At 75.0% G+C, this 25,817-nt stretch carries 18 protein-coding genes; 14 read left to right on the top strand and 4 right to left on the bottom strand.

Going from position 1 to position 25,817, the window contains the following annotated elements; genetic code table 11:
• Window positions 1–22: 22 nt before the first annotated feature.
• Entirely contained in the window at window positions 23–838 is an 816-nt protein-coding gene (locus tag ACFWU6_RS22745) for a MerR family transcriptional regulator (protein WP_383797979.1), read from the top strand.
• Window positions 839–1,738: 900 nt separating this feature from the next.
• Here the strand turns inward: ACFWU6_RS22745 and ACFWU6_RS22740 are convergent.
• The gene (locus tag ACFWU6_RS22740) at window positions 1,739–4,678 is read right to left on the bottom strand and encodes a lysylphosphatidylglycerol synthase domain-containing protein (RefSeq protein WP_383982772.1); all 2,940 of its coding nucleotides are present in this window, start codon (window positions 4,676–4,678) and stop codon (window positions 1,739–1,741) included.
• Window positions 4,679–4,836: 158 nt separating this feature from the next.
• On the opposite strand from ACFWU6_RS22740, the gene ACFWU6_RS22735 reads away from it, so the two are divergent.
• From ACFWU6_RS22735 to nudC, 5 genes are all read left to right on the top strand, one after another.
• Window positions 4,837–5,202, top strand: coding sequence for an MGMT family protein (locus ACFWU6_RS22735; RefSeq protein WP_383797976.1), 366 nt, complete (start codon window positions 4,837–4,839; stop codon window positions 5,200–5,202).
• 258 nt (window positions 5,203–5,460) lie between these two features.
• Window positions 5,461–9,144 carry an ATP-dependent helicase gene (locus tag ACFWU6_RS22730; protein ID WP_383982766.1) on the top strand — a complete coding sequence of 1,228 codons (3,684 nt, stop codon included), beginning with the start codon at window positions 5,461–5,463 and terminating at the stop codon, window positions 9,142–9,144.
• An 89-nt stretch (window positions 9,145–9,233) separates the two neighbouring features.
• The gene (locus ACFWU6_RS22725; protein ID WP_383982764.1) at window positions 9,234–12,992 is read left to right on the top strand and encodes a UvrD-helicase domain-containing protein; all 3,759 of its coding nucleotides are present in this window, start codon (window positions 9,234–9,236) and stop codon (window positions 12,990–12,992) included.
• Between the two features lie 10 nt (window positions 12,993–13,002).
• Complete coding sequence (locus tag ACFWU6_RS22720) at window positions 13,003–14,409, top strand: dipeptidase (RefSeq protein ID WP_383982762.1); 1,407 nt, start codon at window positions 13,003–13,005, stop codon at window positions 14,407–14,409.
• A gap of 94 nt (window positions 14,410–14,503) precedes the next feature.
• Entirely contained in the window at window positions 14,504–15,439 is a 936-nt protein-coding gene (gene nudC / locus ACFWU6_RS22715; protein WP_383797967.1) for an NAD(+) diphosphatase, read from the top strand.
• A gap of 144 nt (window positions 15,440–15,583) precedes the next feature.
• Here nudC and ACFWU6_RS22710 read toward each other — a convergent pair whose 3' ends face one another.
• Window positions 15,584–15,844, bottom strand: a complete 261-nt coding sequence (locus ACFWU6_RS22710; protein WP_383797965.1) for a mycoredoxin — start codon at window positions 15,842–15,844, stop codon at window positions 15,584–15,586.
• A gap of 162 nt (window positions 15,845–16,006) precedes the next feature.
• Here ACFWU6_RS22710 and ACFWU6_RS22705 point away from each other — a divergent pair, with 162 nt between their 5' ends.
• The 5 genes from ACFWU6_RS22705 (at window position 16,007) to ACFWU6_RS22685 (ending at window position 19,872) form a co-directional block, all read left to right on the top strand.
• Window positions 16,007–18,172, top strand: a complete 2,166-nt coding sequence (locus tag ACFWU6_RS22705) for an ATP-dependent DNA helicase UvrD2 (RefSeq protein WP_383982760.1) — start codon at window positions 16,007–16,009, stop codon at window positions 18,170–18,172.
• A 195-nt stretch (window positions 18,173–18,367) separates the two neighbouring features.
• Window positions 18,368–18,658 (top strand): hypothetical protein, encoded by a 291-nt coding sequence (locus tag ACFWU6_RS22700; RefSeq protein WP_383798228.1) that lies wholly within the window; start codon window positions 18,368–18,370, stop codon window positions 18,656–18,658.
• A gap of 180 nt (window positions 18,659–18,838) precedes the next feature.
• Window positions 18,839–19,210 (top strand): WhiB family transcriptional regulator, encoded by a 372-nt coding sequence (locus ACFWU6_RS22695; RefSeq protein ID WP_383797961.1) that lies wholly within the window; start codon window positions 18,839–18,841, stop codon window positions 19,208–19,210.
• Window positions 19,207–19,536 carry a hypothetical protein gene (locus tag ACFWU6_RS22690; RefSeq protein WP_383797960.1) on the top strand — a complete coding sequence of 110 codons (330 nt, stop codon included), beginning with the start codon at window positions 19,207–19,209 and terminating at the stop codon, window positions 19,534–19,536. The genes ACFWU6_RS22695 and ACFWU6_RS22690 overlap by 4 nt, the downstream gene beginning before the upstream one ends.
• Window positions 19,537–19,665: 129 nt before the next feature.
• Window positions 19,666–19,872 (top strand): hypothetical protein, encoded by a 207-nt coding sequence (locus ACFWU6_RS22685; protein ID WP_383982758.1) that lies wholly within the window; start codon window positions 19,666–19,668, stop codon window positions 19,870–19,872.
• 72 nt (window positions 19,873–19,944) lie between these two features.
• Here the strand turns inward: ACFWU6_RS22685 and ACFWU6_RS22680 are convergent, their stop codons facing one another.
• Together ACFWU6_RS22680 and ACFWU6_RS22675 are read right to left on the bottom strand one after the other, a co-directional pair.
• Window positions 19,945–21,273 (bottom strand): ABC1 kinase family protein, encoded by a 1,329-nt coding sequence (locus ACFWU6_RS22680; RefSeq protein ID WP_383797956.1) that lies wholly within the window; start codon window positions 21,271–21,273, stop codon window positions 19,945–19,947.
• 73 nt (window positions 21,274–21,346) lie between these two features.
• Window positions 21,347–22,483, bottom strand: coding sequence for a TOMM precursor leader peptide-binding protein (locus ACFWU6_RS22675; protein ID WP_383797954.1), 1,137 nt, complete (start codon window positions 22,481–22,483; stop codon window positions 21,347–21,349).
• Between the two features lie 189 nt (window positions 22,484–22,672).
• On the opposite strand from ACFWU6_RS22675, the gene ACFWU6_RS22670 reads away from it, so the two are divergent.
• The 3 genes from ACFWU6_RS22670 to ACFWU6_RS22660 all read left to right on the top strand — a co-directional run bounded on the left by ACFWU6_RS22670 (window position 22,673) and on the right by ACFWU6_RS22660 (window position 25,808).
• Entirely contained in the window at window positions 22,673–23,269 is a 597-nt protein-coding gene (locus ACFWU6_RS22670; protein ID WP_383982756.1) for a M48 family metallopeptidase, read from the top strand.
• 131 nt (window positions 23,270–23,400) lie between these two features.
• Window positions 23,401–25,107, top strand: a complete 1,707-nt coding sequence (locus tag ACFWU6_RS22665) for a TerD family protein (protein ID WP_383982754.1) — start codon at window positions 23,401–23,403, stop codon at window positions 25,105–25,107.
• 20 nt (window positions 25,108–25,127) lie between these two features.
• The gene (locus ACFWU6_RS22660; protein ID WP_383798225.1) at window positions 25,128–25,808 is read left to right on the top strand and encodes an AIM24 family protein; all 681 of its coding nucleotides are present in this window, start codon (window positions 25,128–25,130) and stop codon (window positions 25,806–25,808) included.
• Window positions 25,809–25,817 lie beyond the last annotated feature (9 nt).

The following is a 25,817-nucleotide window of genomic DNA, read 5'->3' as shown; positions in this document are numbered from 1 at the left end:
CGTCCCGTGGTCACCTGGATCCATGGACGAGGAGAAGCGGCTCCGGACCGCGGAGGCCGCCGCACTGACCGGGCTGACCGCCCGGGCCATCCGGCACTACCACCGGAGCGGCCTGCTGCCGGAACCGGGGCGGGGCCCCGACGGCCGGCGCGGCTACGGCCGGCAGGACGTCGTCCGGATGCTGTGGCTCCGGCGGATGGCCGAGCTGGGGACGGCGCCGGACGAGGTGCGGACGGCCCTGGAGCGCACGCCCGACCCGGAGGGCCAGCTGGCGGAGCTGGAGGCCTCGCTGGCGCGGCAGGAGCGGGCGGTCCGGGCGCGCCGGGAGGCCGTACGCAGGCTCCGCGAGGCGGGGGGAGACCTGGAGCGGCTGTCCCCGGAGGCGCTGCGGGCGCTGGGGACCGCGGCGGCGGGGACGGCGGAGGGGACGGCGGCGCCGGCCGCCCCGTCGGTCGCGGAACGGGTCCTGGGCGCCGAGCGGGCCCGGCGGGAGGCGGTCGGCCACCACGTGCTGGCGCTGCACCCGAGGCTGCGGTCGGAGCGGGACCGGCTGGAGGCGGAGCTGGAGGCCCTGGCCGGGGTGGCCGCGGAGGATCCGCGGGTGGACCGGCTGGCGCACGCGTACTTCGTGCACGGCCAGGCGATGGAGGCGGCCGAGCGGGCGGCGTGCTTTCCGGAGCCGGACTTCGACGAGTCGGCCGCGGGGGCGCAGCCGCCGGCGGTCCCGGACCGGCCCGGCCGGCCCGACTCCGCTCCGGGGGAGCTCACCCCGGCGCAGGCCCGCTGCGCGGAGATCCTCAGCCGCCTCCTGACACAGGCGCACCCGCCGGGGCCCTGAACCGCGGGGTCAGGGCATCTCCGGCAGCGGCCCGATCCCTGGCCCGGGACCGAACCGGGAACGGGGCGGAGCCCCGAGGACCGCGGGACCCGCCGCGCACCCCCGGGCCCCGCCCGCGCCGCCGGGCCCGGGGCCGGGCCCCGGGCCCATCCCGGGGGCGCGGCGCGCAGCCCGGGCCCCGACCGGGCCCGGTGCCGAGCGCCGGGAGGGGGCGGCCCTTGGTGCGCGCGGTTGTCCCGAGGCCCTCGTGGATCTCAGCCCCGCCGACGTGTGAGGCGCGGCGCGCAGCGCCAGGAGGGTACGGGGCGGAGCCCCGGGCGGGGCACGGCAGCCCCGGTCCTCGCCCGCGCCGGCAGGCCCGGGGCCAGGCCCCGGGAAGAGGCTGGGGCCGAGCCCGGAAGGGGGTCTGGGGCGGAGCCCGGTGAGGGGGTCCGGGGCGGAGCCCCCAGGGGTGGCCCGGGGGCCACCCGGTAAGGGGCCCGGGGTCGAGCCCCGGAAGGTGGCCCGTGACCGCCGCGGAAGGGGTCCGGGCCGAGCCCGGGAGGGGGCCCGGGGCCGTGCCCCAGGGGTCCGGGCCGAGCCCGGTGAGGGGGCCCGGGGCCGTGCCCCAGGGGTCCGGGGCCGGGGGCCGAGGGGTGGGCCGGGGGCCGGCCGGGAAGGGGTCCGGGCCGAGCCCGGGAGGGGTCCGGGGCCGTGCCCCAGGGGGTCCGGGGCGGAGCCCCGGGGGGCGGCCGGGGGCCGCCCGGTAAGGGGTCCGGGTCGAGCCCGGTGAGGGGGCCCGTGACCGCCGCGGAAGGGGTCCGGGCCGAGCCCGGGAGGGCCCGGGGCCGTGCCCCAGGGGTTCGGGGGGCGGGCCCCGGGAGGGGCGGCCCCCCGTTCACCCGTGCCCCGGCCGGGAGGCTAGATCGCTTCCTTGCGCGTCAAGAAGTTGAACGAGATCCACCCCGGCAGCACCGGCAGCCAGAACGTCACCAGCCGGAACAACAGCACCGCCGAGATCGCCACCTCCTTCTCCAGCCCGGCCGCGACCAGGCCCAGCGTCAGCGTGGCCTCCACCGCGCCCATGCCGCCCGGCGTCGGCGCCGCCGACCCCAGCGCGTTGCCCGCGAGGAACACCACCGCGATGCTCGCGTAGCTGATGGCCTGGCCGCCCCCGAACGCCCGGATGGACGCGTCCAGGCACATCACGAAGCAGCCGGTCAGCAGCAGCATCCCGCCGATGCCCGTCACCAGTTTCTGCGGCCGCTGCAGCACGTCCAGCATGCGCGGCACCACGCCTGCGAACAGCGCCCGCACCCGCGTCACCACGAACTTCCGCATGAACGGGACCGCCGTCACCACCAGCACCAGCACCGCCACCGTCAGCAGCCCCGCGATCACCGTCCGGGACGGGGTCATCTCCGGGGTCTTCTCGGTGCCGGTCAGGTAGCCGAAGGACAGCAGCAGCAGGATGTGGCTGGCCAGCCCGAACAGCTGCGAGGCACCCACGCTCGCCACCGCGAGCCCCGGCCGGACCCCCGCCCGCTGCAGGAACCGCGTGTTCAGCGCCACGCCGCCCACCGCCGCCGGAGCCACCAGCTTCACGAAGGACCCCGCCACCTGCGCGAGCACCGTCCGCAGGAACGGCACCCGCTCGGGCACGAAGCCCAGCAGGCTCATCGCCGCCGCGAAATAGCTCAGCGCCGAGAAGGCGAGGGCCGCCCCGACCCAACCCCACTGGGCCTCCCCGACGGTCTCCGCGAGGGGGACGTGCGCGAGCTGCGTCAGCAGGAAGTACGCACCGAACGCGCCCGCGATGAACGACACCAGCGTGCGCGGCCGAATCCGCTCCAACCGGGCCGGCTCCACGGGGGCCTGCGGCCGGATCAGCAGTACCTGCTGCCGGATCTGGCTCAGCAGGTCCTCCTCCCGCGCCCCCTCCAGCGCGTCGTCCAGCGCCTTCTTCTCGGCCTTCCGGTCGGCGGAGGCCGAGACCGCCGCCGCGTCCGCCTCGCGCGCCGCCTTCGCCGCCCGCGAGGACTCCAGTACGGCCTCCCGCTCCCGCTCCGCCCGCTCCCGCGCCAGCCTGCGCAGCGTCGCCCGCGTGGAGCGGCTCAGCGCGATCGGCTGGAGCAGCGGCAGACAGTCCGCCACCGCGTCCGGGCCGAGCACCGACACCGCCGAGGCCACCGACCGCCGCGCCCCGACCCGCAGGCCGAGCGTGGTCAGGAGCTGCGCGATGTCCATCCGGAGCACCAGGTCGCCCGCGGCGATCTCACCGCCCCGCAGGTCGGTGAGGATGACACTGCCGGAACGATCCACCACCAGGGCGTCACCGGTGAGCCGGCGGTGCGCGATCCGCCGCGACTGCAGTGCGCGCACCTGCTCCCAGGCGTTGCGGCTGAGGTCGTGGGTGATCTCCTCGTCCGGGATCGAGTCCATCGTGCGGCCGCCCAGGTGCTCGTACACGAGCATCACGGCGTCCGGGCCCAGCTCCGAGGTGGCGATCAGCTTCGGCGCGTTCGCCCCGGCCGCGATGGCCGCGTACGCCAGCAGGGCCTCCTGCTCCAGCGCCTGGCGCAGCGACTGCAGGCTGCGCCGCGTGGTGATGCCGCGCAGGGTGAGCCGGCGCCAGACCCGGTAGAAGAAGCCCTGGGCCTGCTGCTCGCGGTCGACGACCGTGACGTCCAGGGGCGGGCCGTCCTCCAGGGTGACGTGGTAGCGCCGTCCGCGGTCGCTGACCTCGGTGGCCTCGGGTCCGTCGCCCACCTCCGCGCGCATCGCGCTGACGGGGCGGAAGCCGACCCGGCGCAGCCCCGCGAGGAGGGTGTGGCCGGTGGGCCGTACGTTCGGCGAGCCGACCGCGTAGAGGGTGCCGTACGCGACGCTCCAGCCGAGCAGCACCGTCAGGATGATCGAGAAGGCCGTGGTGTAGCCGCTGACCAGCATCGTGAACGCGTCGAGGAGCAGGACCACCCACAGCGCCACGCGCCAGCGCGGCCTGCGGGTCATCCCGACGGCGGTCATGTACGCGATCACGGGCGCGAGGTAGCCGTGCACCGGGTCGGTGAGGGCTCCGCCGGCTCCGGCGGGGCGGGTCAGCGCCTCCTGGATGGTTGCGGGGGCGGCCTGGGAGACCCACAGGTCGGTGGCGAGCGTCACCCCGTGCGCGAGGACGGCCGCGAGCACGCCGTCGGCGATGCGCAGTCCGTCGCGCTTGATCAGCCGTTCGATGGCGAAGGCCACGGGGAGCAGCAGCACCGCGATGCTGGACACCAGGGCGGCGACCTTGATCAGCAGGTCGGGGGCCGCGCCCGTGCCCTCCTTGATGTCGGCCTGCAGACCGGCGGTGGTGCCGTGGGCGAAGGCCGCGATGGCGAGCACGACGGCGATGCCGAGGATGCCGACGAGGAGGCGCACGAGGTCGGACGGGCGGTGCACCCGGGCCGCGAGCAGCGGCTCGTCCACCTCGACCCGGTCGGCCGCCGTCGGGGCGTGCCCGTGCGGGCCGGGGCCGTGGTCGTACGTGACGACTTCTGCGCCCGCGGGGAGGTCGAGGTCCCCGTCGGGCCGACGGAGGTCAGGGCGGACCTGGTCCGGGAAGGGGAACTCGGGGGCTGCCGGCTCGGAACCTTCCGGCTCGGAATCCGTCCGCTCGGGGCCCGTCCGCTCCGGCTCTTCCTCCCCGGAGCTTTCCTGCTCGGGGCCTGCCTGCCCGGGGTTCTCCTGCGGGGGGCCGTTCCGCGCGGGGCGGTTCCGCGCGGGGTCCGCCCGCTCGGGGCGTGCCGCCTCCGGGCGCGGGGCGGGGCCGTCGTCCGGGCGCGCGCCGTCGTCCGGTTCCGCGCCGTCCGGAGGGCCCACACCCTGCTCCTTCGTCGTCACTTCCGTCTCTTCTTGATCACGTATCACCAGTCACCGCCCGGAAGATGGTGGCACGGACCGACGGGGGAGCGGGGCATCAGGGTGCGCGCCGGTGTGGAACCCAACCTTCCGGCGACGGGTCGCCGGCGTGCGGCACCATGGACCGAATGAGCGAGGAGCTGCCCGCCTACGCGGAGCGCGTACTGGACGCGGCCGAGCGGATTCCGCCCGGCCGGGTGATGACGTACGGGGACGTCGCCGAGTGGCTCGGCGACGGCGGACCGCGCCAAGTCGGCCGCGTCATGGCCCTGTACGGCGGAGCCGTGCCCTGGTGGCGCGTGGTGCGGGCGGACGGCCTGCCGCTCCCGGGCAGCGAGCGGCGGGCCCTGGCGCACTACCGCGCCGAGACCACCCCGCTGCGGACGACCGCCGCCGGCGAGCGCCGGCTGGACATGCGCCGGGCGCGCTGGGACGGGAACCGGGACCCCGGACAGGACGAGACGCGCGACGAGGCTCACACCTGACAGCTTCGGCCATGCGCCGCCCGGACGGGCGGTCGAGCGCCCGTGCGAAGGCCCGTACGGGGGATGCGGGGCGGCTGCGCGGGGGAGCGTGCTTGACGTAGCGTTGCCCCTTCGGCCTCGGCCGGGGCCGGCGCGGCCGACGCCGCGGCAGCCTTCGCGACGACCCCCGCCGCACCCGCGAACCGCGCGGACCGCCCGCCCGCGGCGGGCGCCGCAGCCCCCGTACCACCCGCAGACCCACCAGGACCGGCAGCTCACGTGATCACCTCTTCCTCCGACCGCACCGAACGGCGGCGTACGCGGACCCCTGACGCGTACCGCCTCGTGCGGAGCGGGCCGGAACGGGTCGGTCCCCCTGTTCTGGACGCAGCGCAGCGGGCGGTGGTTGACCATGTCGGCGGACCGTTGCTGGTCCTCGCCGGACCGGGCACCGGGAAGACCACCACGCTGGTGGAGTCGGTCGCCGCCCGGGTGGAGTCGGGAACGGACCCCGCCCGCGTCCTGATCCTCACCTTCAGCCGCAAGGCCGCGGTCGAACTCCGCGACCGGGCCGCCCTGCGGCTCGGCGGGGCGCGGGCGCCGCAGGCCACCACCTTCCACTCCTTCTGCTACGGGCTGGTCCGCGCCCACCAGGACACCGACCTCTTCGCCGACCCGCTGCGGCTGCTGTCCGGCCCCGAGCAGGACGTGATGGTCCGCACCCTGCTGGAGGGCCAGCGCCGGATCCGCTCCATCCGCTGGCCGGACGACCTGCGGGCCGCGCTGACCACGCGCGGCTTCGCCGACGAGGTGCGCGCCGTCCTGGCCCGCGCCCGCGAGCTGGGCCTGGGCCCGGCCGCCCTCGACTCCTTCGCGACACGCATCGGCCGCCCGGACTGGAAGGCGGCGGCGGCCTTCCTCTCCGAGTACCTGGACGTCCTGGACATGCAGGGCACCCTGGACTACGCGGAACTCCTGCACCGCGCGGTCCTCCTCGCGGAGCGCACGCCCTCGCTCGCCTCGGCGTACGACGTGATCCTCGTGGACGAGTACCAGGACACGGACGCCTCGCAGCTGCGCCTGCTGCGGGCGCTGACCGGCGCCGGGGGCACGCTGGTCGCCTTCGGCGACCCCGACCAGTCGATCTACGCCTTCCGCGGCGCCGACATCAACAACGTGCTGGACTTCGACTCGGCCTTCCCGGGCGCGCAGGTGCGCGCCCTGACGGTGGGCCGGCGCTCCGGCTCCGCCCTGCTGGCGGCCACCCGGCTGCTCACCGCCCGCATGCCGCTGCCGCGGCTGCCGTCCGCCGCGGTGAAGGCCCACCGGGCGCTGACGCCCGTACGGGAGGGCGGCCGGGTCGAGGTGTACACGTACCCCACCGCCGGGGCCGAGCTGGACAACATCGCCGACGTCCTGCGCCGGGCGCACCTGGAGGACGGGGTGCCGTGGCAGGACATGGCGGTCCTGGTCCGCTCGGGCGGCCGCAGCCTCCCGGCGATGCAGCGCGCCCTGAACACGGCGGGAGTCCCGACCGAGACGGACGCCTCGGGCACCCCGCTGCGCCACGAACCGGCGGTCGCCCCCCTCCTGACGGCCCTGCGCCTTGCCGCAACGGCCGCCACCCCGACCCCCGAGAACGAAGCCGCCGAGCCCGTCACCGCGCTGGACGGCCCCCCCGCTGAGCCCGCGGCTACCGCCGACGCCCCCGTGCCCGCGACGCCCGACGGCGCCGATGCCGACGCGGCCGAGCCCGGCACCCCGGCGACCGCGCCCGGCACCCCGGCGACCGCGCCCGGCACCACGGCGGCCGAGCCGCCCGCCGTGCCCCCGGCCGACGCCGCCGAGCCCGCGGACGATGCCACCGTGCTCGCTGCCGCTGCCGCTGCCGGTGCCGGCGCCGACGCGCCCGCGGCAGGCAGCGCGACGAGCGGAGCATCCGCCGGGTCCGCGGCCGCGGCCGGTGCCCCCGGGCCCGCAGCGCCCCCGGCCGACGCCGCCGAGCCCGCGGCCGCCGCCGACGCCCCCGGGCACGCGGCGGCCCCCGGGGGTGGCGCCCCCGGCACCGCCGAGTCGGGTGGGGGCAGCGGGTGGGTCGGGGTCGAGGCCGCCATCACGCTGCTCGCCTCGCCGCTCGGCGGGATGGACGCCGCCGACCTGCGCCGCCTCGGCCGCGCCCTGCGCGACGAGGAGCGCGCCGCAGGCGTCAAGGTGCCGGCCCCCTCCGACGTGCTGCTCGCCCGCGCCCTCGCCGAGCCGGAGCGGCTCACCGCGCACGACCCCGCCTACGCCCGCGGCGCGCAGCGCCTCGGGCTGCTGCTGCGCAAGGCACGCGAGCTGCTCCAGGGCGGCGGCACCGCCGAAGAGGCCCTGTGGGCCCTCTGGGACGGCACCCCCTGGCCGCAGCGCCTGGAGCGTGGCGCCCGCCGCGGAGGCGCGGCCGGCCGCAACGCCGACCGCGACCTCGACGCCGTCTGTGCCCTGTTCGACACCGCCGCCCGCGCCGAGGAGCGCACCGGCGGCAGCGGCGCCCTCAACTTCCTCGAACAGCTCGAAGCCGAGGACATCGCCGCCGACACCCTCACCGGCCGGGCGGTCCGCTCCGACGCGGTCCGGCTGATGACGGCCCACCGCTCCAAGGGTCTGGAGTGGTCCCTCGTCGTCGTCGCAGGCGTCCAGGAGGGCCTGTGGCCCGACCTGCGCCGCCGAGGCTCCCTGCTGGAGGCCGACCGCATCGGACGCGACGGCCTCGCCGAGCCCCTCACCCCCGGCGCCCTGCTCGCCGAGGAGCGCCGCCTCTTCTACGTGGCGGCCACCCGCGCCCGCGAGCGCCTCGTCGTCACCGCCGTCAAGGCCCCCGCCGAGGACGGCGACCAGCCCTCCCGCTTCCTGACCGAGCTCGGCGTACCGCCCAAGGACGTCACCGGCCGCCCCCGCCGCCCCCTCGCCGTCCCCGCCCTCGTCGCCGAGCTCCGCGCCACCACGGTCGACCCGGACGCCTCGCCCGCCCTGCGCGACGCCGCCGCCCGCCGCCTCGCCCGCCTCGCCGCGCTCACCGACGACGAGGACCGCCCGCTGGTGCCCGCCGCGCACCCGCAGCGCTGGTGGGGCCTGTACGAGCCCACCCGCAGCAGCGTGCCGCTGCGCGACCGGGACCGCCCCGTCGCCCTCTCCGGCAGCGCCCTGGACCAGCTCGCCAACACCTGCTCCCTCCAGTGGTTCCTGGGCCGCGAAGTCAAGGCCGACACCCCCTCCACCGCCGCCCAGGGCTTCGGCAACGTCGTCCACGTCCTCGCCGACGAGGTCGCCTCCGGCCGCACCCCCGCCGACCTCGCCGTCCTCATGGAGCGGCTCGACTCCGTCTGGGACGCCCTCGCCTTCGACGCCCCCTGGAAGTCGGCCCAGGAGAAGGAGAACGCCCGCGCCGCCCTGGAACGCTTCCTGCGCTGGCACACCACCGACCGCGGCGGCCGGGAGGCCGTCGCCACGGAGCACGAGTTCGACGTCACCCTCGACGCCGGCGAGTACGCCGTCCGCATCCGCGGCTCCATGGACCGCGTCGAAGCGGACCCGCAGGGGCGCGCGTACGTCGTCGACTTCAAGACCGGCAAGGCCGCGCCCACCAAGGACGAGGTCGCCCGCCACCCCCAGCTCGCCGTCTACCAGCTCGCCGTCCGCGAGGGCGCCGTCGACGAGGCCTTCGACGGTCGGCGCCCGGCCCCCGGCGGCGCCGAACTGGTCCAGCTCCGGCAGGGCGCCGCCGCGCGCGACGGCGGGGACACCGTCCCCAAGATCCAGGCCCAGCAGCCGCTCGACGGCGAATGGGTCGGCGACCTCCTCGCGACCGCCGCGGGACGGGTCCTCGACGAGCGCTTCGCCCCCGCCGCCGGCCGGCACTGCGACCACTGCTCCTTCCGCAGCTCGTGCAGCGTCCGCCCGGAGGGCCGCCAGACCGTGGAGTGACGGCCGCCGGCCGGACACCGCACCCCGGCGGGACCTCGGGAACCGAACGGCCGTCGAGGAGTGTCAGCGGGGGCGGCTAGCCTTTCCAGGTGTCCGCGCGCCCGTCCGTCCTCACCGACCCCGAGCAGCTCAAAGAGCTCCTCGGCATCCCCTTCACGCCCGAACAGCTGGCCTGCGTCACCGCCCCGGCCGCCCCCCAGGTGATCGTCGCCGGAGCCGGCTCCGGCAAGACCACCGTGATGGCGGCCCGCGTGGTCTGGCTGGTGGGCACCGGCGCGGTCGCGCCCGAGCAGGTCCTCGGCCTCACCTTCACCAACAAGGCCGCCGGCGAGCTCGCCGAGCGCGTGCGCAAGGCCCTCGCGCGGGCCGGCATCACCGACCCGGACCCCTCCCCGGCCGAGGCCGACGCGGCCGGCGGCGAGCCCCGCATCTCCACGTACCACGCCTTCGCAGGGCAGCTCCTCAAGGACCACGGCCTGCGCATCGGCCTGGAGCCCAGCTCCCGCCTGCTCGCCGACGCCACCCGCTTCCAGCTCGCCGCGAAGGTGCTGCGCGAGGCCCCCGGCCCCTACCCCTCGCTCACCAAGTCCGTGCCCGACCTGGTCAGCGACCTGCTCGCACTCGACGCCGAACTCTCCGAGCACCTGGTCGAGCCGGCGGAGCTGCGCGCCTGGGACACCGCCCTGCTGGACACCCTGGCCGGCACCAGGCTCGGCAACGAAGACCTGCGCAAGGTGCCGGAGGCCGTGCGCGGCCGCCTCGAACTGCTGGAGCTCGTCACCCGCTACCGCACCGCGAAGCGCTCCCGCGACCTCTTCGACTTCAGCGACCAGATAGCCCTCTCCGCGCAGCTCGCCACCACCCGGCCCGAGGTCGGCGCCCTGCTCCGCGAGGAGTTCCGGGTGGTCCTGCTCGACGAGTACCAGGACACCTCCGTCGCGCAGCGGCTGCTGCTGTCCGGCCTCTTCGGCGGGGGCAGCGGCCACGCCGTGACCGCCGTCGGCGACCCCTGCCAGGCGATCTACGGCTGGCGCGGCGCCTCCGTGGCCAACCTCGACGACTTCCCCGAGCACTTCCCGCACGCCGACGGCACCCCCGCCACCCGCTTCTCGCTCAGCGAGAACCGGCGCAGCGGAGGCCGCCTGCTGGACCTCGCCAACGGCCTCGCCGCCCCGCTGCGGTCCATGCACGAGGGCGTGGAGGCGCTGCGCCCCGCGCCGGGCGCGGAGCGCGACGGCTCGGTGCGCTGCGCCCTGCTGCCCACGCACGCAGAGGAGCTGGACTGGCTCGCCGACTCCGTCGCCCATCTCGTCCGCACGGGGACGGAGCCCCGGGAGATCGCGGTGCTGTGCCGGTCCGCCGGGGACTTCGCGCGCATCCAGGCGGTGCTGGTGGACCGGGACGTGCCCGTGGAGGTGGTCGGCCTCTCCGGGCTCCTGCACCTGCCCGAGGTCGCCGACCTGGTGGCGGTCTGCGAGGTCCTCCAGGACCCGGGGGCCAACGCCTCACTGGTCCGCCTCCTCATCGGTCCGCGCTGGCGGATCGGCGCCCGCGACCTCGCCCTGCTGGGCCGGCGGGCACGGCTGCTGATCGGCCGTGCCCCGGGCGGTTCCGACACGGACGCGGACGAGCGCCTCGCCGCCGCCGTGGAGGGCGTGGACCCGGCGGAGATCGTGTCGCTGGCCGACGCGCTGGAGACCTTCCTCGACGGAGCCGGGCAGGCCCCCGACGACCTGCCCTTCTCGGCGGAGGCCCGGGTCCGCTTCGCCCACCTCGCCCAGGAGCTGCGCGACCTGCGGCGTTCGCTCGCCGACCCGCTGATGGACGTACTGCACCGGGTGCTGACGGCGACCGGCCTGGAGGTGGAGCTGTCCGCGTCCCCGCACGCGCTGGCGGCCCGCCGCCGCGAGACCCTGTCGAACTTCATGGACGTCGCCGCGGGCTTCGCCGCCCTGGACGGCGAGGCCTCCCTGCTCGCCTTCCTGGCCTTCCTGCGGACGGCCGCCCAGTACGAGAAGGGGCTGGACCACGCCCTGCCGGGCGGCGAGAACACCGTGAAGGTCCTGACCGCCCACAAGTCCAAGGGGCTGGAGTGGGACGTGGTGGTCGTCCCCGACCTGTGCGCGGGCTCCTTCCCGAAGGAGAAGCCGCCGGAGGCGTGGACCTCCTACGCCAAGGTGCTGCCGTACGCGCTGCGCGGCGACGCCCCGACCCTCCCGGGCGACCCGGCCTGGACCTCGGCCGGCCTGAAGTCCTTCAAGACCGCCCTGAAGGAGCACAAGGCCGTGGAGGAACTCCGCCTCGGCTACGTGACCTTCACCCGCCCGCGCTCCCTCCTGCTGGCCTCCGGCCACTGGTGGGGACCGACCCAGAAGAGGCGACGCGGGCCGTCCGAGTTCCTGACCGCGCTGTACGGGCACTGCGCGGCCGGCTTCGGGGAGATCGAGGCCTGGGCCGACGAGCCGGACGCCGACGCGCAGAACCCGGCACTGGCCGAGGGCGACGGCGGGGACCACGCCTGGCCGCTGCCGCTCGACCCGGCCTCCCTGCGGCTGCGCCGCGCGGCGGCGTCGCTGGTCGAGACCTACCTGGCGACCCCGCCGCCCGCCCCGGTCCCGCCCGAGGACGACGAGGCCTACCTGTGGCCGCCGGACTGCGAGGACCCGTCCTACGACGAGGCCCCCTGGCCGGACCCCGGCTCCGTCCCGGGCCCCCGCACCCCCGCCACCCGCGCACAGCGCCCGCCCACACCCCCGGGCCCCCCGCACCCGACGACCCTTCCCGCGCCCACCCCGGCGGGTCCCTGGCCGGACGCCCCCTGGTCCGAGGGCCCGGCGGCCGTGCCCGGGCACCCGGACCCCGAGGACCCCTGGGCGGGGGAGCCGTGGACCGCGGACCCGGCGGCCGTGCCCGTACCCGGACGCCAGGCCCCGCCGGTGCCGGACCTGTCGGCCCCCTGGTCCGAGGGCCCGGCGGCCGTGCCCGTGCCCGGGCACCCGGACCCCGAGGACCCCTGGGCGGGGGAGCCGTGGACCGCGGACCCGGCCGGCGCGGGCCGCCGTCCCGCGTCCCGTCCGGCGCCCGGGGCCACGGCCCCGGATGCCGCCGAGCCGGCCGGAGGCCGCCTCACTCCGGAGGAGGCCCGCGCCATCGCCTCCTGGGACCGGGACCTCGAAGCCCTGGAGGGCGAGCTCCGCCGTGCCCGGCAGGCCGTCCGGGACGTCGAGCTGCCCGCCGCGCTCTCCGCCAGCCAGCTGCTCCGGCTCGCCGCCGACGAGCAGGGCTTCGCACGCGACCTCGCCCGCCCCATGCCCCGGCCGCCGCAGCCGGCCGCCCGCCAGGGCACCCGGTTCCACGCCTGGGTCGAGTCCCGGTTCGACGAGCTCCCCCTGCCGATGCTCGACGTCCTCGACCCCGCCACCGAGCTGCCCGGCTCCGACCAGGAGATCGCCGACGAGGCCGACCTCGCCTCCCTCAAGGCCGCCTTCGAGCGCAGCCCCTACGCCGACCGCCCCCCGCACCGCATGGAGGCCCCGGTCCAGATCACCCTGGCCGGCGGGGTCGTCCGCGGCCGGATCGACGCCGTCTACGAGAACCCGGACGGCTCGTACGAGATCGTCGACTGGAAGACCGGCCGCACCACCGAGGCCGACCCCCTCCAGCTCGCGGTCTACCGCCTGGCCTGGGCCGAAGCCACCGGCACCCCCCTCGACCGGGTCGCCGCCGTGTTCCTGCACGTCCGCAGCGGCCGCGTGATCCGCCCCCGGGACCTCCCCGACCGCAGCCGCCTTGAGCGGATCCTCCAAGGCGAAACGGGCGCGAACGGCGACCGCCGGACGGACGGCTAGGCTCGTGGCCATGAGCGACACCCCGGCGGACAGCGCTGTCCGCACGTACATCGAGACCCACCGCGCCGCCTTCCTCGACGACCTCGCCGAGTGGCTCCGCATCCCCTCCGTCTCGGCCCAGCCCGAGCACGCGGGCGACGTACGCCGCAGCGCCGAATGGCTCGCCGCGAAGCTGGCGGAGACCGGCTTCCCGGTCGCCGAGATCTGGGAGACCAAGGGCGCCCCGGCCGTCTTCGCGCACTGGCCGAGCGAGGACCCGCACGCCCCCACCGTCCTGGTGTACGGGCACCACGACGTACAGCCCGCCGCCCTCGCCGACGGCTGGCACACCGACCCCTTCGACCCGGTGGTCAAGGACGGCCGGATGTACGGGCGAGGCGCCGCCGACGACAAGGGGCAGGTCTTCTTCCACACCCTCGGCGTCCGGGCCCACCTGGCCGCCACCGGTGCCACCGCCCCCGCCGTGAACCTCAAGCTGATCGTGGAGGGCGAGGAGGAGTCCGGCTCCGTCCACTTCCGCGAGCTCGTCGAGGCCCGCGCCGCCGAGCTCGCCGCCGACGTCGTGATCGTCTCCGACACCGGCATGTGGTCCGAGACGACCCCCACCGTCTGCACCGGCATGCGCGGAGTCGCGGACTGCGAGATCGACTTCCACGGCCCGGACCAGGACATCCACTCCGGCGCCTTCGGCGGGGCCGTGCCCAATCCGGCCGCCGTCGCCGCCCGCGTGGTCGCCGCCCTGCACGACGAGGACGGCCGGGTCACGATCCCCGGCTTCTACGACGGCATCGCCGAGCTGACGGACGCGGAGCGCGAGCTGATCTCCGAGCTCCCCTTCGACGAGGCCGAGTGGCTGCGCACCGCCAAGTCCTACGCGACCGCCGGCGAGGCCGGCTACACCACCCTGGAGCGCGTCTGGGCCCGCCCGACCGCCGAGGTCAACGGCATCGGCGGCGGCTACCAGGGCCCCGGCGGCAAGACGATCGTGCCCGCCTCCGCGCACCTGAAGCTGTCGTTCCGCCTGGTGTCGGGACAGGACCCGTACGACGTCGAGGTGGCCTTCACCAACTGGCTCGCGGCCCGCGTCCCGGACGGGGTCCGCCACTGCGTCACCTTCGGCGCCCCGACCCGCCCGTGCCTGACCCCGCTGGACCACCCCGCGCTCCAGTCGGTCGTACGGGCCATGGGCCGGGCCTTCGGCCAGAAGATCCGCTACACCCGCGAGGGCGGCTCCGGGCCCGCGGCGGACCTCCAGGACGTCCTGGGCGCCCCGGTCCTCTTCCTCGGCATCTCGGTACCCTCCGACGGCTGGCACTCGCCCAACGAGAAGGTGGAGCTGGACCTCCTGCTCAAGGGCGTCGAGACGGCCGCCTACCTGTGGGGCGACTTCGCCGCCACGCACCGCACACCCGCCTGAGGGGCCCGCCCGCCACCACGTTCCCGTCCCGTCGCGCCCCGCACCGTTCCGTCGAGCCTGCCGTGTCCCACCACCGGGGGAGTAGGAAGTACCAGTGAGCACCCGAACCGAGCCCGAGCGCCCGATCTCGCTCGCCGCAGCCAGCGGAATCGACCGCGCCGCGCACCACCGTCTGGACGAGGCCTGGCTCGCCGCCGCCTGGAGCCACCCGACGACCCGCGTCTTCGTCGTCTCCGGCGGCCAGGTGCTGATCGACGACACCCCCGACGGCGGCACCGGCATCCTGATGACCCCGGCCTTCGAGGCCCCGGTCACCGAGACCCACCGCTACTTCCTGGGGACCGACGAGGACGGCATACGCTACTTCGCGCTGCAGAAGGACTCGCTGCCGGGCCGCATGGACCAGTCGGCCCGGCCCGCCGGGCTGCGCGAGGCCGGTCTGCTGCTCTCCCCGCGCGACGCCGGGCTGATGGTCCACGCGGTGGCGCTGGAGAACTGGCAGCGGATGCACCGCTTCTGCTCCCGCTGCGGCGAGCGCACGGTGGTCGCGGCGGCCGGGCACATCCGCCGCTGCCCGGGCTGCGGGGCCGAGCACTACCCGCGCACCGACCCGGCCGTGATCATGCTGGTCACGGACGCGCACGACCGCGCGCTGCTGGGGCGCCAGGTGCACTGGCCGGAGGGCCGCTTCTCCACCCTGGCCGGCTTCGTGGAGCCGGGGGAGTCGATCGAGCAGTCGGTCGTCCGCGAGGTGTGGGAGGAGGCGGGCGTCAAGGTCGGCGACGTCGCGTACGTGGCCAGCCAGCCCTGGCCCTTCCCGTACAGCCTGATGCTGGGCTTCACGGCCCGCGCCACTACGGACGAGATCACCGTCGACGGCGAGGAGATCCAGGAGGCCCGCTGGTTCTCCCGCGCCGACCTGCGCGCGGCGATCGAGGCGGGCGAGGTCCTGCCCCCCTCGGGCGTCTCCATCGCGGCCCGCCTGGTCGAGCGCTGGTACGGCGAGCCGCTGCCCCGGCCGACCGCCTAGCCAGTGCTGGGCGACGGCCGCCGCGGGCCGCCGCCGCCCCGGCTGCCGCCATGACCTCCGTCACAGCGGAAGGCCCCCGCCGATACCCTCGGCGGGGGCCTTCTCGCAGGCTTCCTGCGCGCTTCTCGCGCGCTGCCCGCACGCTCAGACGGCGAGGGCCTGCTTGACCTGCGCCAGGCTCGGGTTCGTCATCACGGACTCGTTGCCGGCGGCGGAGGTCACGAGCACGGTCGGAACCGTCTGGTTGCCGCCGTTGGCCTTCTCCACGAACGCCGCGGACTCCGGGTCGAGCTCGATGTTGATCTCGTTGTACGCGATGCCTTCCCGGTCCATCTGGCTCTTCAGCCGGCGGCAGTAGCCGCACCAGGTCGTGCTGTACATCGTGACGGTGCCCGTGTCCTGCATGCTGCGCTCTCCTCGGTGGGGGCTCGGTGGTCCGAGTACTCGAACGCACGGGGCCGCCCGGCCATTCCCGCGCCCCGGCGGACCGGTACGTACGTACGACGAACGGGGGCGGCCTGTGGACAGCTTTCCCGCCCGCCCCAGGGGACCTGGCAGCATGGCAGGGTGACATCAGCAACGCACTCCTCATCCTTCCCCGCGGCCGCCGACTCGGCCGACGCGGTGCTCCTGGGCCTCGACCCGGAGCAGCGCGAGGTCGCGACGACCCTGCGCGGCCCGGTGTGCGTGCTGGCCGGAGCCGGGACCGGCAAGACCCGCGCGATCACCCACCGCATCGCCTACGGCGTCCGGTCCGGCCAGCTCATGCCGGCCAGCGTGCTCGCCGTCACCTTCACCAACCGCGCCGCCGGCGAGATGCGCGGCCGGCTGCGCACCCTCGGCGCGGGCGGGGTCCAGGCCCGGACCTTCCACTCCGCCGCCCTGCGCCAGCTCCAGTACTTCTGGCCCCGGGCCGTCGGCGGGGACGTGCCCCGGTTGCTGGAGCGCAAGATCCAGTTCGTCGCCGAGGCCGGCGCGCGCTGCCGGGTCCGCCTCGACCGCAACGAGCTGCGCGACGTCACCGGCGAGATCGAGTGGGCCAAGGTCACCCAGACCGTGCCCGCCGACTATCCGGCCGCCGCCTTGAAATCCGGCCGCGAGGCCCCCCGGGACACCGCCGAGACCGCCCAGATCTACGCGATGTACGAGCAGCTCAAGCGCGACCGCGGCATGATCGACTTTGAGGACGTGCTCCTCCTGACGGTCGGCATCCTCCAGGACCGCCACGACATCGCCGAGCAGATCCGCACCCAGTACCAGCACTTCGTCGTGGACGAGTACCAGGACGTCAGCCCGCTCCAGCAGCGGCTGCTCGACCTGTGGCTCGGGGAGCGCGACAGCCTGTGCGTGGTCGGCGACGCCAGCCAGACGATCTACTCCTTCACCGGCGCCACCCCCGACCACCTGCTCAACTTCCGCACCCGCTACCCGCAGGCCACCGTGGTCAAGCTGGTCCGCGACTACCGCTCCACCCCCCAGGTGGTCCACCTCGCCAACGGGCTGCTGAACCAGGCCACGGGCCGGGCCGCCGAGCACCGGCTGGAGCTGGTCTCCCAGCGCGAGACCGGCCCGGACCCGGTCTACGCCGAGTACCCCGACGAGCCCGCCGAGGCCGAGGGCGTCGCCCGCCGCATCCGGGACCTGATCGCCGCGGGCGTCCCGGCCGGCGAGATCGCCGTCCTCTACCGCATCAACGCCCAGTCCGAGGTCTACGAGCAGGCCCTCGCCGACGCCGGGGTCCCCTACCAGCTGCGCGGGGCCGAGCGCTTCTTCGAGCGGGGCGAGGTCCAGAAGGCGATCCTCGCGCTGCGCGGCGCGGCCCGCTCCGGGGGGAACGACCCGCTCCTCGACGACGTCGTCGAGCTCGGCTCCCAGGTCCGGGCGGTCCTCAGCTCCACCGGCTGGACCCACGAGCCGCCCGCCGGCTCCGGCGCCGTGCGCGACCAGTGGGAATCGCTGGCGGCCCTGGTCCGCCTGTCCGAGGACTTCGCCCGGTCCCGCCCCGGGGCCACCCTGGCCGACCTGACGGTCGAGCTGGACGAGCGCAAGGCCGCCCAGCACGCCCCGACCGTCCAGGGCGTCACGCTCGCCTCGCTGCACGCGGCGAAGGGCCTGGAGTGGGACGCGGTGTTCCTCGTCGGCCTCACCGACGGCATGGTGCCGATCACCTACGCCAAGACCGACGAGCAGGTCGAGGAGGAGCGCCGGCTGCTCTACGTCGGCGTCACCCGGGCACGGCTGCACCTGAACCTCTCCTGGGCGCTCTCCCGCGCTCCGGGCGGACGGGCCTCCCGGCGCCCCAGCCGCTTCCTGAACGGCCTGCGGCCCGGCTCCGCGGCGCCGGGCAGCGGTACGGGCCCCGCGGCCGACAGGGGGGCCCGCAAGCGCGGACGGCGGGGACCGGTGCTCTGCCGGGTCTGCGGCAGGACGCTGACCGAGGCCGGCGAGGTGAAGCTGATGCGCTGCGAGGACTGTCCCTCCGACATGGACGAAGGGCTCTACGAGCGGCTGCGGCACTGGCGCGCCGGCCAGTCGAAGGAGCAGGGCCTGCCCGCGTACTGCGTCTTCACGGACAAGACGCTGATGGCCATCGCGGAGGCCGCGCCGTCCGAGGCGGGAGAGCTGTCGATGATCTCCGGGGTGGGCGGCCGCAAGCTCGACCGGTACGGAGCCGATGTCCTGGCCATCTGCGCAGGTGGGGAGCCCGGCGTCGGCGCAGGTGCCGACGCGTAGAAACTCGTCGGAAAAATAGTTTGCACATGCCCGGCGAAGCCCCATAGGTTCTTAGCAACGGAAACGGTGGCTTCTCCGAAGCCCTGGATCCGTGCTGTACTTATCCGAATACGCATGGGACGGGCCTTCGGGCCGCGGTCCCCGAGACGCCGAGAGGAGGCGAGACCAGTGACCAGCTTCATCACCTTCACCAAAATGACCGATCGCTCGGTCGCCGCTTCCTGCCTGCTCGGTTCCGTCTCCCTCCGGGGTACCGGTCTGTCCGCGATTTCCGCCGACAGCCCCGCCGCCCTGCTGGCGACCCGTCCGGTCAGCGAGCGCAACGAGCGACCGGCCCAGGCACTGGTGGCGGTAAAGGAAGCCCAGGCGCATGCCGCCTATGGGTTTGCGGCCGCAGCCGGTGCCGGAGCCAAGACGAAGCAGACGACGCAGCACCACCTGATGTGGGCCTTCCGCGGGCTCGAACCCTGGAGCGATCCAGCCTGACGCATGATCAGGCCGGCGCCTTCAGGGCCGCGGAACCCCACCCGGGATCCGCGGCCCTTCTGTTTGTCCCCGACCGGGGACGACGGAGCGAAGGGGCCTCGGGACTGGCAGAACCAGGTACCAGCCGAACCCGGCCGACCGGCCGGAACGACTAGCCACCCAGACGAGGAAGAAAACACCGTGCAACTCGAAGCGCACGCCCCGTCCGTATCTCAGACCCGAACGATCTCCCCGCCCGCAGTCCCGGAGGACCCCGCCTTGACCCCGCTCACCGCGCTGACCGCGCTCGACGACGCCATCGAGAACCTGGGCGTACCCGTTCCCTGCCGTACCTTCGACCCCGAGGTCTTCTTCGCCGAGTCCCCGGCCGACGTGGAGTACGCCAAGTCCCTGTGCCGCACCTGCCCGCTGGTCGAGGCCTGCCTCGCCGGGGCGAGCGAGCGCCGCGAGCCCTGGGGTGTGTGGGGTGGCGAGCTCTTCGTCCAAGGCGTCGTCGTCGCCCGCAAGCGTCCCCGCGGCCGTCCGCGCAAGAACCCGGTCGTCTCGGCATGACCGCCGCCGGAACCATCGACCGCCCCCTCACGCACGACCCCTTGAAGCAGGCCCTCATGACCCCCAGCACCACGAGCGAGCAGCCGCACGGCGCCGCCCACGCAGACTTCATCACCGCCGGCGCGATCACCTCGCGCCAGAACAGGACCCGCGAAATGCAACTCATCCCAGAAGCCCTGGCCCGTGCCCATATGGACGACCGCATGCGCGAGGTGGACGCCGAGCGTCACGCCGTGCGCCTGGTCGCCGCCCGCCGGATGCAGCGTCGCGCCGAGCGCGTCTCGCTGCGCGCCCGGCGTGCGCTGGCCATGGCCGTCATGCACTGACGGTAGAGAGCCGAGAACCGAGAACCGAGAACCGATGAAACGGCGCCCCGGGGGGACCGGTCCGAACGGACCGGTCCCCCCGGGGCGTTGCGCACTGCCGTCCACGTCCTTCGGGGATATCGTCCGGAGGTGGACCAGCCGACTCCCCGCCCTGAACCGCCGGGGCCCGAGGCCCAGCCCGTCGTCTGCGCGCGCTGTGGTGCCCGGTCCCCGGACGGCGCCCCGCCGACCTGGACCTGTTCCATGGAGAACGGCGGCAGGCACTACTTCTGCGACGACTGCGCGCGGGCCAACCTCCGGGCGATCGAGGGCAGACTCGACTCCGCGTGGTGGTGAACGGCTCCCGCGGCCGGCGCCCCGGCCGCCCGCGTAGCCGCCCCGGCCGCCGCCGAGGCCGCCCCGGCCGTCTCACTGCGCGGAGGGGAACCCCGGCAGCCAGGCGTCCAGTTCGTCCCGCAGCCGCACGGTCGCGCCCAGCTGGCACAGCACCCCGATGGTGCTGAGCGTCACCCGGTGGATCAGCAGGTAGGACGGCGGAAGGTTGATCTGCCGGCCCAACTGGTGCGCGGGGGAGCGGGGATCGGCGATCCGCGCCGCCTGGCCGCGCAGCCACGGCCGGGTGAAGGTGAACTCCTCGGCCTCGGCGGGCTCGATGATCGGCTTGAGGTAGTCCAGCAGTGCGTCCGGGTCCAGTTCTATGGACTCCTTCACGAACCCCTCGGCACGCAGGTGTCCGTAGACCCCCTCGGCGTCCCCGTCCAGGGTCATCCGCAGCGATCTGCCGATGGGCTTGGGCCAGCCGCCGGGCAGCCGGTCGACCGTGCCGAAGTCCAGTACGCCCAGGCGCATCCGGCCGTCCGGGCCCGCGAGGAGGCGGAAGTTGCCGGGGTGCGGGTCCGCGTGGAGCAGCCCCGTGCGGGCGGGTCCGGAGAAGAGGAAGCGGGCGAGCAGCTGCCCGGCGCGGTCGCGCTCCTCCGGGGTGCCGTCGGCTATCACCTCCGACAGCGGAGTCCCCTCCATCCACTCGGTCACCAGCACCTGGTCGCCCTGGTGCACGACGTCCGGCACGACCACGTCCGGGTCGCCGTCGAAGGCGTCCGCGTGGGTCCGCTGGGCCTCGGCCTCCAGCTCGTAGTCGAGCTCCTCCGAGACCCGGTCGCGCAACTCCTTGATCAGCGGCTTGATGTCCATGCCAGGGATCAGCGGACCGAGCAGGCCCGCGAACCGGCCCAGCTGCTTGAGGTCCGAGAGCAGGGCCTCCCCGGCCCCCGGGTACTGGACCTTGACCGCGACCTGTCGGCCGTCGTGCCACACCGCCCGGTGCACCTGCCCGATCGAGGCCGCCGCGGCCGGCTTGTCCTCGAACTCCTCGAACAGCTCCCGCCAGTCCTCGCCCAACCGGTCGGCCAGCACCTGGTGGACCGTCGCGGCGGGCAGCGGCGGGGCGGCTTCCTGGAGCTTGGTCAGCGCCGCCCGGTAAGGCCCCGCGACCTCCTCGGGGAGGGCCGACTCGAAGACGGACAGGGCCTGGCCGAACTTCATCGCCCCGCCCTTCAGCTCCCCGAGCGTCTTGAAGAGCTGCTCGGCGGTGCGCTGCTGGAGCTCGCGGGCCACGATCTCCGCCGACTTGCCCCCGATCCGCTTGCCCAGCCCCCACGTGGCCCGACCCGCGATGCCCAGCGGCAGCGCGGCCAGCTTGACGGTACGGGTGACCGCCTTCCGGGGAAGATCAGACATGTGCCCCTCCAGTTCCCAGACGGCTGAGCCGCAAGCGACGTTCGCGAAGACCCCTCGGACCCAAGGCATCCTGTCATGGCCCTCCCGGCCGGTCCGATCCTCCTCCCACCCGCTCGAGCACCGCCGGACGGCCCGCGTCCGCGCCACAGGGGCAGTCGGGACGGGGGAGGACCCGGGAGTGCTCCCAGTGGAGCGCCGGCAGGGCCGCCTCCCAGCGGGCGCCCGTGGAGGCGGGCAGCCCACCGTCGAGGAAGGACAGGGCGTGGGCGGCGGCCAGGCCGGCGACCGCCGTGGACAGCCCCAGGTCGCACGCGGCGGTGGCCCGGCGCCGGTGGGCCGACCGCCACTGCACCAGCATCCTCGGCCAGGTGCGGTCCCGCTCCACCCGCTCGCGCTCCATGCACCCCGCGCATGCCGTGGTCCCCGGCAGCACCAGAGGACCCACCAGCCCGGTGCCCTCCAGCACCCCCGCGTACAGGTGGGGGACGCCCGTCGCCACCCAGCCGGCCGCGGTCTCCGGATCGGGTGCCCAGGCCTGCAGCCCGTCCCGGGGCGCGACCACCACCAGGGCCAGCCTCGGCTCCGGCCCCTCGCCCTCCCCGGCCCGCGGCGCCCGGCCCGGGGCCGACCCGCGCACCGCCCGCCCCGCGGCCTCGGCCCGCAGCCGGCCGACGCTTTCCGCCCCCAGCCCCCCGGGCGCCACGTCCCCCGGTTCGACCCGGCCCCCGTCGAGCACCTCGACCCGGCCGACGCCGGCGCCCGCCAGGACGGAGGCGATCACGGCGCCCACCCGGCCGCTCCCGCGCACCTGGACCCGTATCGCCCGGCGTGCGGCGACGCCGCGCAAGTCCCCGCCCGGCTCCCGGTGCACCAGGGACAGCGAGCCCAGGTCGGGACCCAGCCGCTCCAGCACCTCCGGCCGGCCCCGGACGGCCTGGGCCCGCGGGCCGCCGGCCGTGGCGTCGTCGAGCAGGCCGGCCCCCGCGAGCCGCCGGACCAGCTCGTCCGCCAAGCCCTCCGGCAGCCCCATCCCGACGGCCTCGGCCCGCAGCAGTTCCATCCCCCGGGTCCCGTCGATCCGGTCGATGAGCGATCCGGTCGCCGTGTCCACGGGGCCGAAGACCACGGCGTGCGCGGGTGTCACCCCGAACTGCACCGTCTTCAAGTCCCGCCAGGCCCGTGCCAGCGCGGGTTTCACCTTCGGATACATCGCCGCCCCCTCGAATCCGCTGTTCGCATTCCTGTTCCTGCACTGTTTCCGCGTACGTGCGTCCTTCCGTGTGCTTCCGCCACAGTGCCCGCCCGCCGCATTCCGTGCGGGAGTTTGTCCACAGGCGGGGGGTATAAGGCATATGAGATGAGGAAAGGGGTGCGGGGGGAATCACCCAGCGAATCGATCATGTTCGAACCCCGGACGGACGGGACTTCCGCAACGGCGACCGGGTACGGTCGTGGCGTGTCCGCCGATCCACCGCAGCGCGCCGTCGAAGTCCGCCGGAGCGCGCGGCGCCGCAGGACCGTATCGGCCTACCGCGAGGGTGACCGTACGGTCATCCTCATCCCTGCCCGGATGTCCGAGGCCGAGGAGCGCCGCTGGGTGGGCGTCATGCTCGACAAGCTGGCCTCCCAGGAGAGCAAGCGCACCCTCGGGGACGCGGAGCTCACCGAGCGCGCCGAGCGCCTGTCGGGCCAGTACTTCGGCGGACGCGCCCGCCCCGTCAGCGTCCGCTGGGTCACCAACCAGAACACCCGCTGGGGCTCCTGCACCCCCGCCGAGGGCAGCATCCGCCTCTCGCACCGCCTCCAGGGCATGCCCGAGTACGTCGTCGACTACGTGCTCCTCCACGAGCTGGCCCACCTCCTGGTGCCCGGCCACGGGCCCCGCTTCTGGGAGCTGCTGGAGGCCTACCCGCGCACGGAGCGGGCCCGGGGATACCTGGAGGGAGTCGTCGCCGCCGAGCGCCTCCCGCAGCCCCCCGCGACCCGCGACGAGTGACCCCGGCCCACCACCAAGGCGTCACGCACGGTGATATGTACCGGGTCGGTACCGACTTGGCCGGATGTCGGCAGTTGCCGTTAGCCTGAGCGGCACGCATTTACAGTCGGGATGGGGGACGGTCGTTACGTATGGCCAGGGAATTCCAACGCGGGCACAAGGCCAAGATCAGTGATCTGACGGCGGGCACCGATCTGTACGTGGGCGTCCAGATCTCCGGGCCCGGACTCGCCTTCGACATCAGCTGCTTCGGCCTCGACGCGAACGAGCAGCTTTCGGACGACCGCTACTTCGTCTTCTTCAACCAGCCGAAGTCACCGGAGGAGTCCATCCAGCAGCTCGGCGCGCAGGCGGGCGACACCGAATCCTTCCGGGTGACGCTGGACCGTGTTCCGCCGGCGATCCACAGGCTGTCCTTCACCGCCACCATCGACGGCGCCGGGCAGATGTCGCAGATCGGACCGGGTTACATCCGCATTGTGGCCGGCGGCGAAGAGGTCGTCCGGTACGCGTTCACGGGCTCCGAGTTCACCACCGAGCGGGCCGTGATGCTCGGCGACTTCTACCTGAAGGACGTGTGGCGCTTCGCCGCCGTCGGCCAGGGCTTCGACGGGGGCCTCGACGCGCTCCTGCGCAACTTCGGCGGCGAAGTCGCCGAGGAGGCACAGCCGCAGCAGCAGGTCCCGGCCCAGAGCGGCGCCGCGCCCGGTTTCGCACCGCCCCCGCAGGCGGCTTCCCCGGCCCCCGCGCCCTCCTTCGGCGCCCCGGCACCCCAGGCCCCGGCCCCCGCGCCGTCCTTCGGCGCCCCCGCGCCGGCACCCGTCCACCAGCCGCACCAGCCCCAGCCGTACCAGCAGCCGCAGCAGCCGCAGCCGTACCAGCAGCCTTCCGCGCCCGCCCCCGTGCACAGCGCGCCCACCATGGCCGCGCCGCTCGCCCCGGCCCCCGCGCCGTACGGCCGGCCGCAGCAGCAGCCCTCGTACGGCCAGCAGCTCCCCGGCCAGTACCCGGGTCAGGCACCCCCGCCCGCCCCGGCCCCCGCCCCCTACGGGCAGCAGCCCGGCCACGGCCACGTCCCCGGCCAGCCCCCCGGCTACGGCCAGCCCCCCGGCTACGGCCAGCCCCCCGGCCACGGCCCGCAGCTGGGCACCGGCACCGCGCCGCACGGCGCCGCCGGAGCCGGCCTCGCCGCCGCCCTCCAGCCGTACAAGGAAGCCCCCACCGGCGCCCGCTGGACCCCGCAGAACCAGCAGCTGATGCGGGTCGACCTCTCCATGGGCGGCCAGGCCGTCCTCGCCCGCCAGGGCAGCATGGTGCTGTACCAGGGCAAGGTGGACTTCAGCTACAAGGGCGCGGGCTTCGCCGGCCGCATCGTGGGCAATGCCACCGGCCAGGAGATGCAGCTCATGCGCTGCACCGGCCGCGGCCAGGTGTTCCTCGCCGAGACCGGCGCCCACCTGCACGCCATCGAGCTCCAGGGCGACGCGATCTGCGTCTCCGCCGAAGCCGTCCTGGCCTTCGACGAGTCGCTCCAGCACGAGGTCCGCCGCATCGAGGGCCACGGCATCCCGGGCGGCGCCCTGTTCACCATGCAGTTCCAGGGCACCGGCACGGTGATCGTCAAGACGCACGGCGTCCCGGTCGTCCTGCCCGTCACCCCGACCACCTTCGCGGACAGCAACGCCGTCGTCGCGTGGTCCGCGGCCTCACAGGTGATCCTTTCCAGCCAGGTCCGGCTGCGGCGCAACGCCTACCCCGGCCACAGCGGGGAGACCGTGAACCTCCAGTTCCGCGGCGCTCCCGGCAACTTCATCGTCGTCCAGCCGTACGAGGTCTGAGGGAGCCCGACATGAACGCAATGAACCAGCAGCTGGCGGGCTACGCCCCCACTCCCGTCACGGCCCGCATGGAGAACCACGGCCGGGCCATGCTCAAGGTCGCCATGCAGAGCGGCCAGGACCTCTTCGCGCGCACCGGTTCGATGGTCGCGTACGAGGGCTTCGTCCAGTACGAGCCCAACCCGCCGGCCGTTCGCCAGATGGCCTCGCAGTGGCTCACCGGCGAAGGCGCCCCGCTGATGAAGTGCAGCGGTGACGGTCTGCTCTACCTCGCCGACTACGGCGCGGACGTCGTCGTCATCAACCTCGACAACGACGCCCTGTCGGTGAACGGCACCAACCTGCTCGCCTTCGACGCCCACCTCCAGTGGGGCGTCGAGCGGGTCAAGGGCATGGCCAAGTTCGCCGGCCAGGGCCTGTTCAACGTCCAGGTCTCCGGCACCGGCTGGGTCGCCATCACCTCCCGCGGCACGCCGATCGTCGTCGACTGCGGCCGCGGTGACGACGAGACGTACGTCGACCCCGACGCGCTCGTCGCCTGGTCCCCGAACCTCAAGGTCAAGGGGAAGCGCAGCTTCAAGGCCTCGTCGATGATCGGCCGGGGCAGCGGGGAGGCCTACCAGATGGCCTTCTCCGGCCAGGGCATCGTCGTCGTACAGCCCAGCGAGGACAGCACCGACCGGCTCCGGGCCCGGGGCTGAGGGGGAGCG

It is taken from the genome of Streptomyces sp. NPDC058674 (genome assembly GCF_042716505.1).
In the GTDB taxonomy this organism is placed as follows: domain Bacteria; phylum Actinomycetota; class Actinomycetes; order Streptomycetales; family Streptomycetaceae; genus Streptomyces.
The sequence above is the reverse complement of the archived record's forward strand: the minus strand, read 5'-3'. Positions and strand labels throughout refer to the sequence as shown.

Coding starts and splice junctions, on each gene's coding strand:
- ACFWU6_RS22735 (WP_383797976.1), top strand. CDS start 4,837: ATGGACCGAATGAGCGAGGAGCTGCCCGCCTACGCGGAGCGCGTACTG.
- ACFWU6_RS22670 (WP_383982756.1), top strand. CDS start 22,673: ATGTTCGAACCCCGGACGGACGGGACTTCCGCAACGGCGACCGGGTAC.
- ACFWU6_RS22710 (WP_383797965.1), bottom strand. CDS start 15,844: ATGCAGGACACGGGCACCGTCACGATGTACAGCACGACCTGGTGCGGC.
- ACFWU6_RS22690 (WP_383797960.1), top strand. CDS start 19,207: ATGACCGCCGCCGGAACCATCGACCGCCCCCTCACGCACGACCCCTTG.
- ACFWU6_RS22745 (WP_383797979.1), top strand. CDS start 23: ATGGACGAGGAGAAGCGGCTCCGGACCGCGGAGGCCGCCGCACTGACC.
- ACFWU6_RS22675 (WP_383797954.1), bottom strand. CDS start 22,483: ATGTATCCGAAGGTGAAACCCGCGCTGGCACGGGCCTGGCGGGACTTG.
- ACFWU6_RS22720 (WP_383982762.1), top strand. CDS start 13,003: ATGAGCGACACCCCGGCGGACAGCGCTGTCCGCACGTACATCGAGACC.
- ACFWU6_RS22665 (WP_383982754.1), top strand. CDS start 23,401: ATGGCCAGGGAATTCCAACGCGGGCACAAGGCCAAGATCAGTGATCTG.
- ACFWU6_RS22660 (WP_383798225.1), top strand. CDS start 25,128: ATGAACCAGCAGCTGGCGGGCTACGCCCCCACTCCCGTCACGGCCCGC.
- ACFWU6_RS22680 (WP_383797956.1), bottom strand. CDS start 21,273: ATGTCTGATCTTCCCCGGAAGGCGGTCACCCGTACCGTCAAGCTGGCC.
- ACFWU6_RS22700 (WP_383798228.1), top strand. CDS start 18,368: ATGACCGATCGCTCGGTCGCCGCTTCCTGCCTGCTCGGTTCCGTCTCC.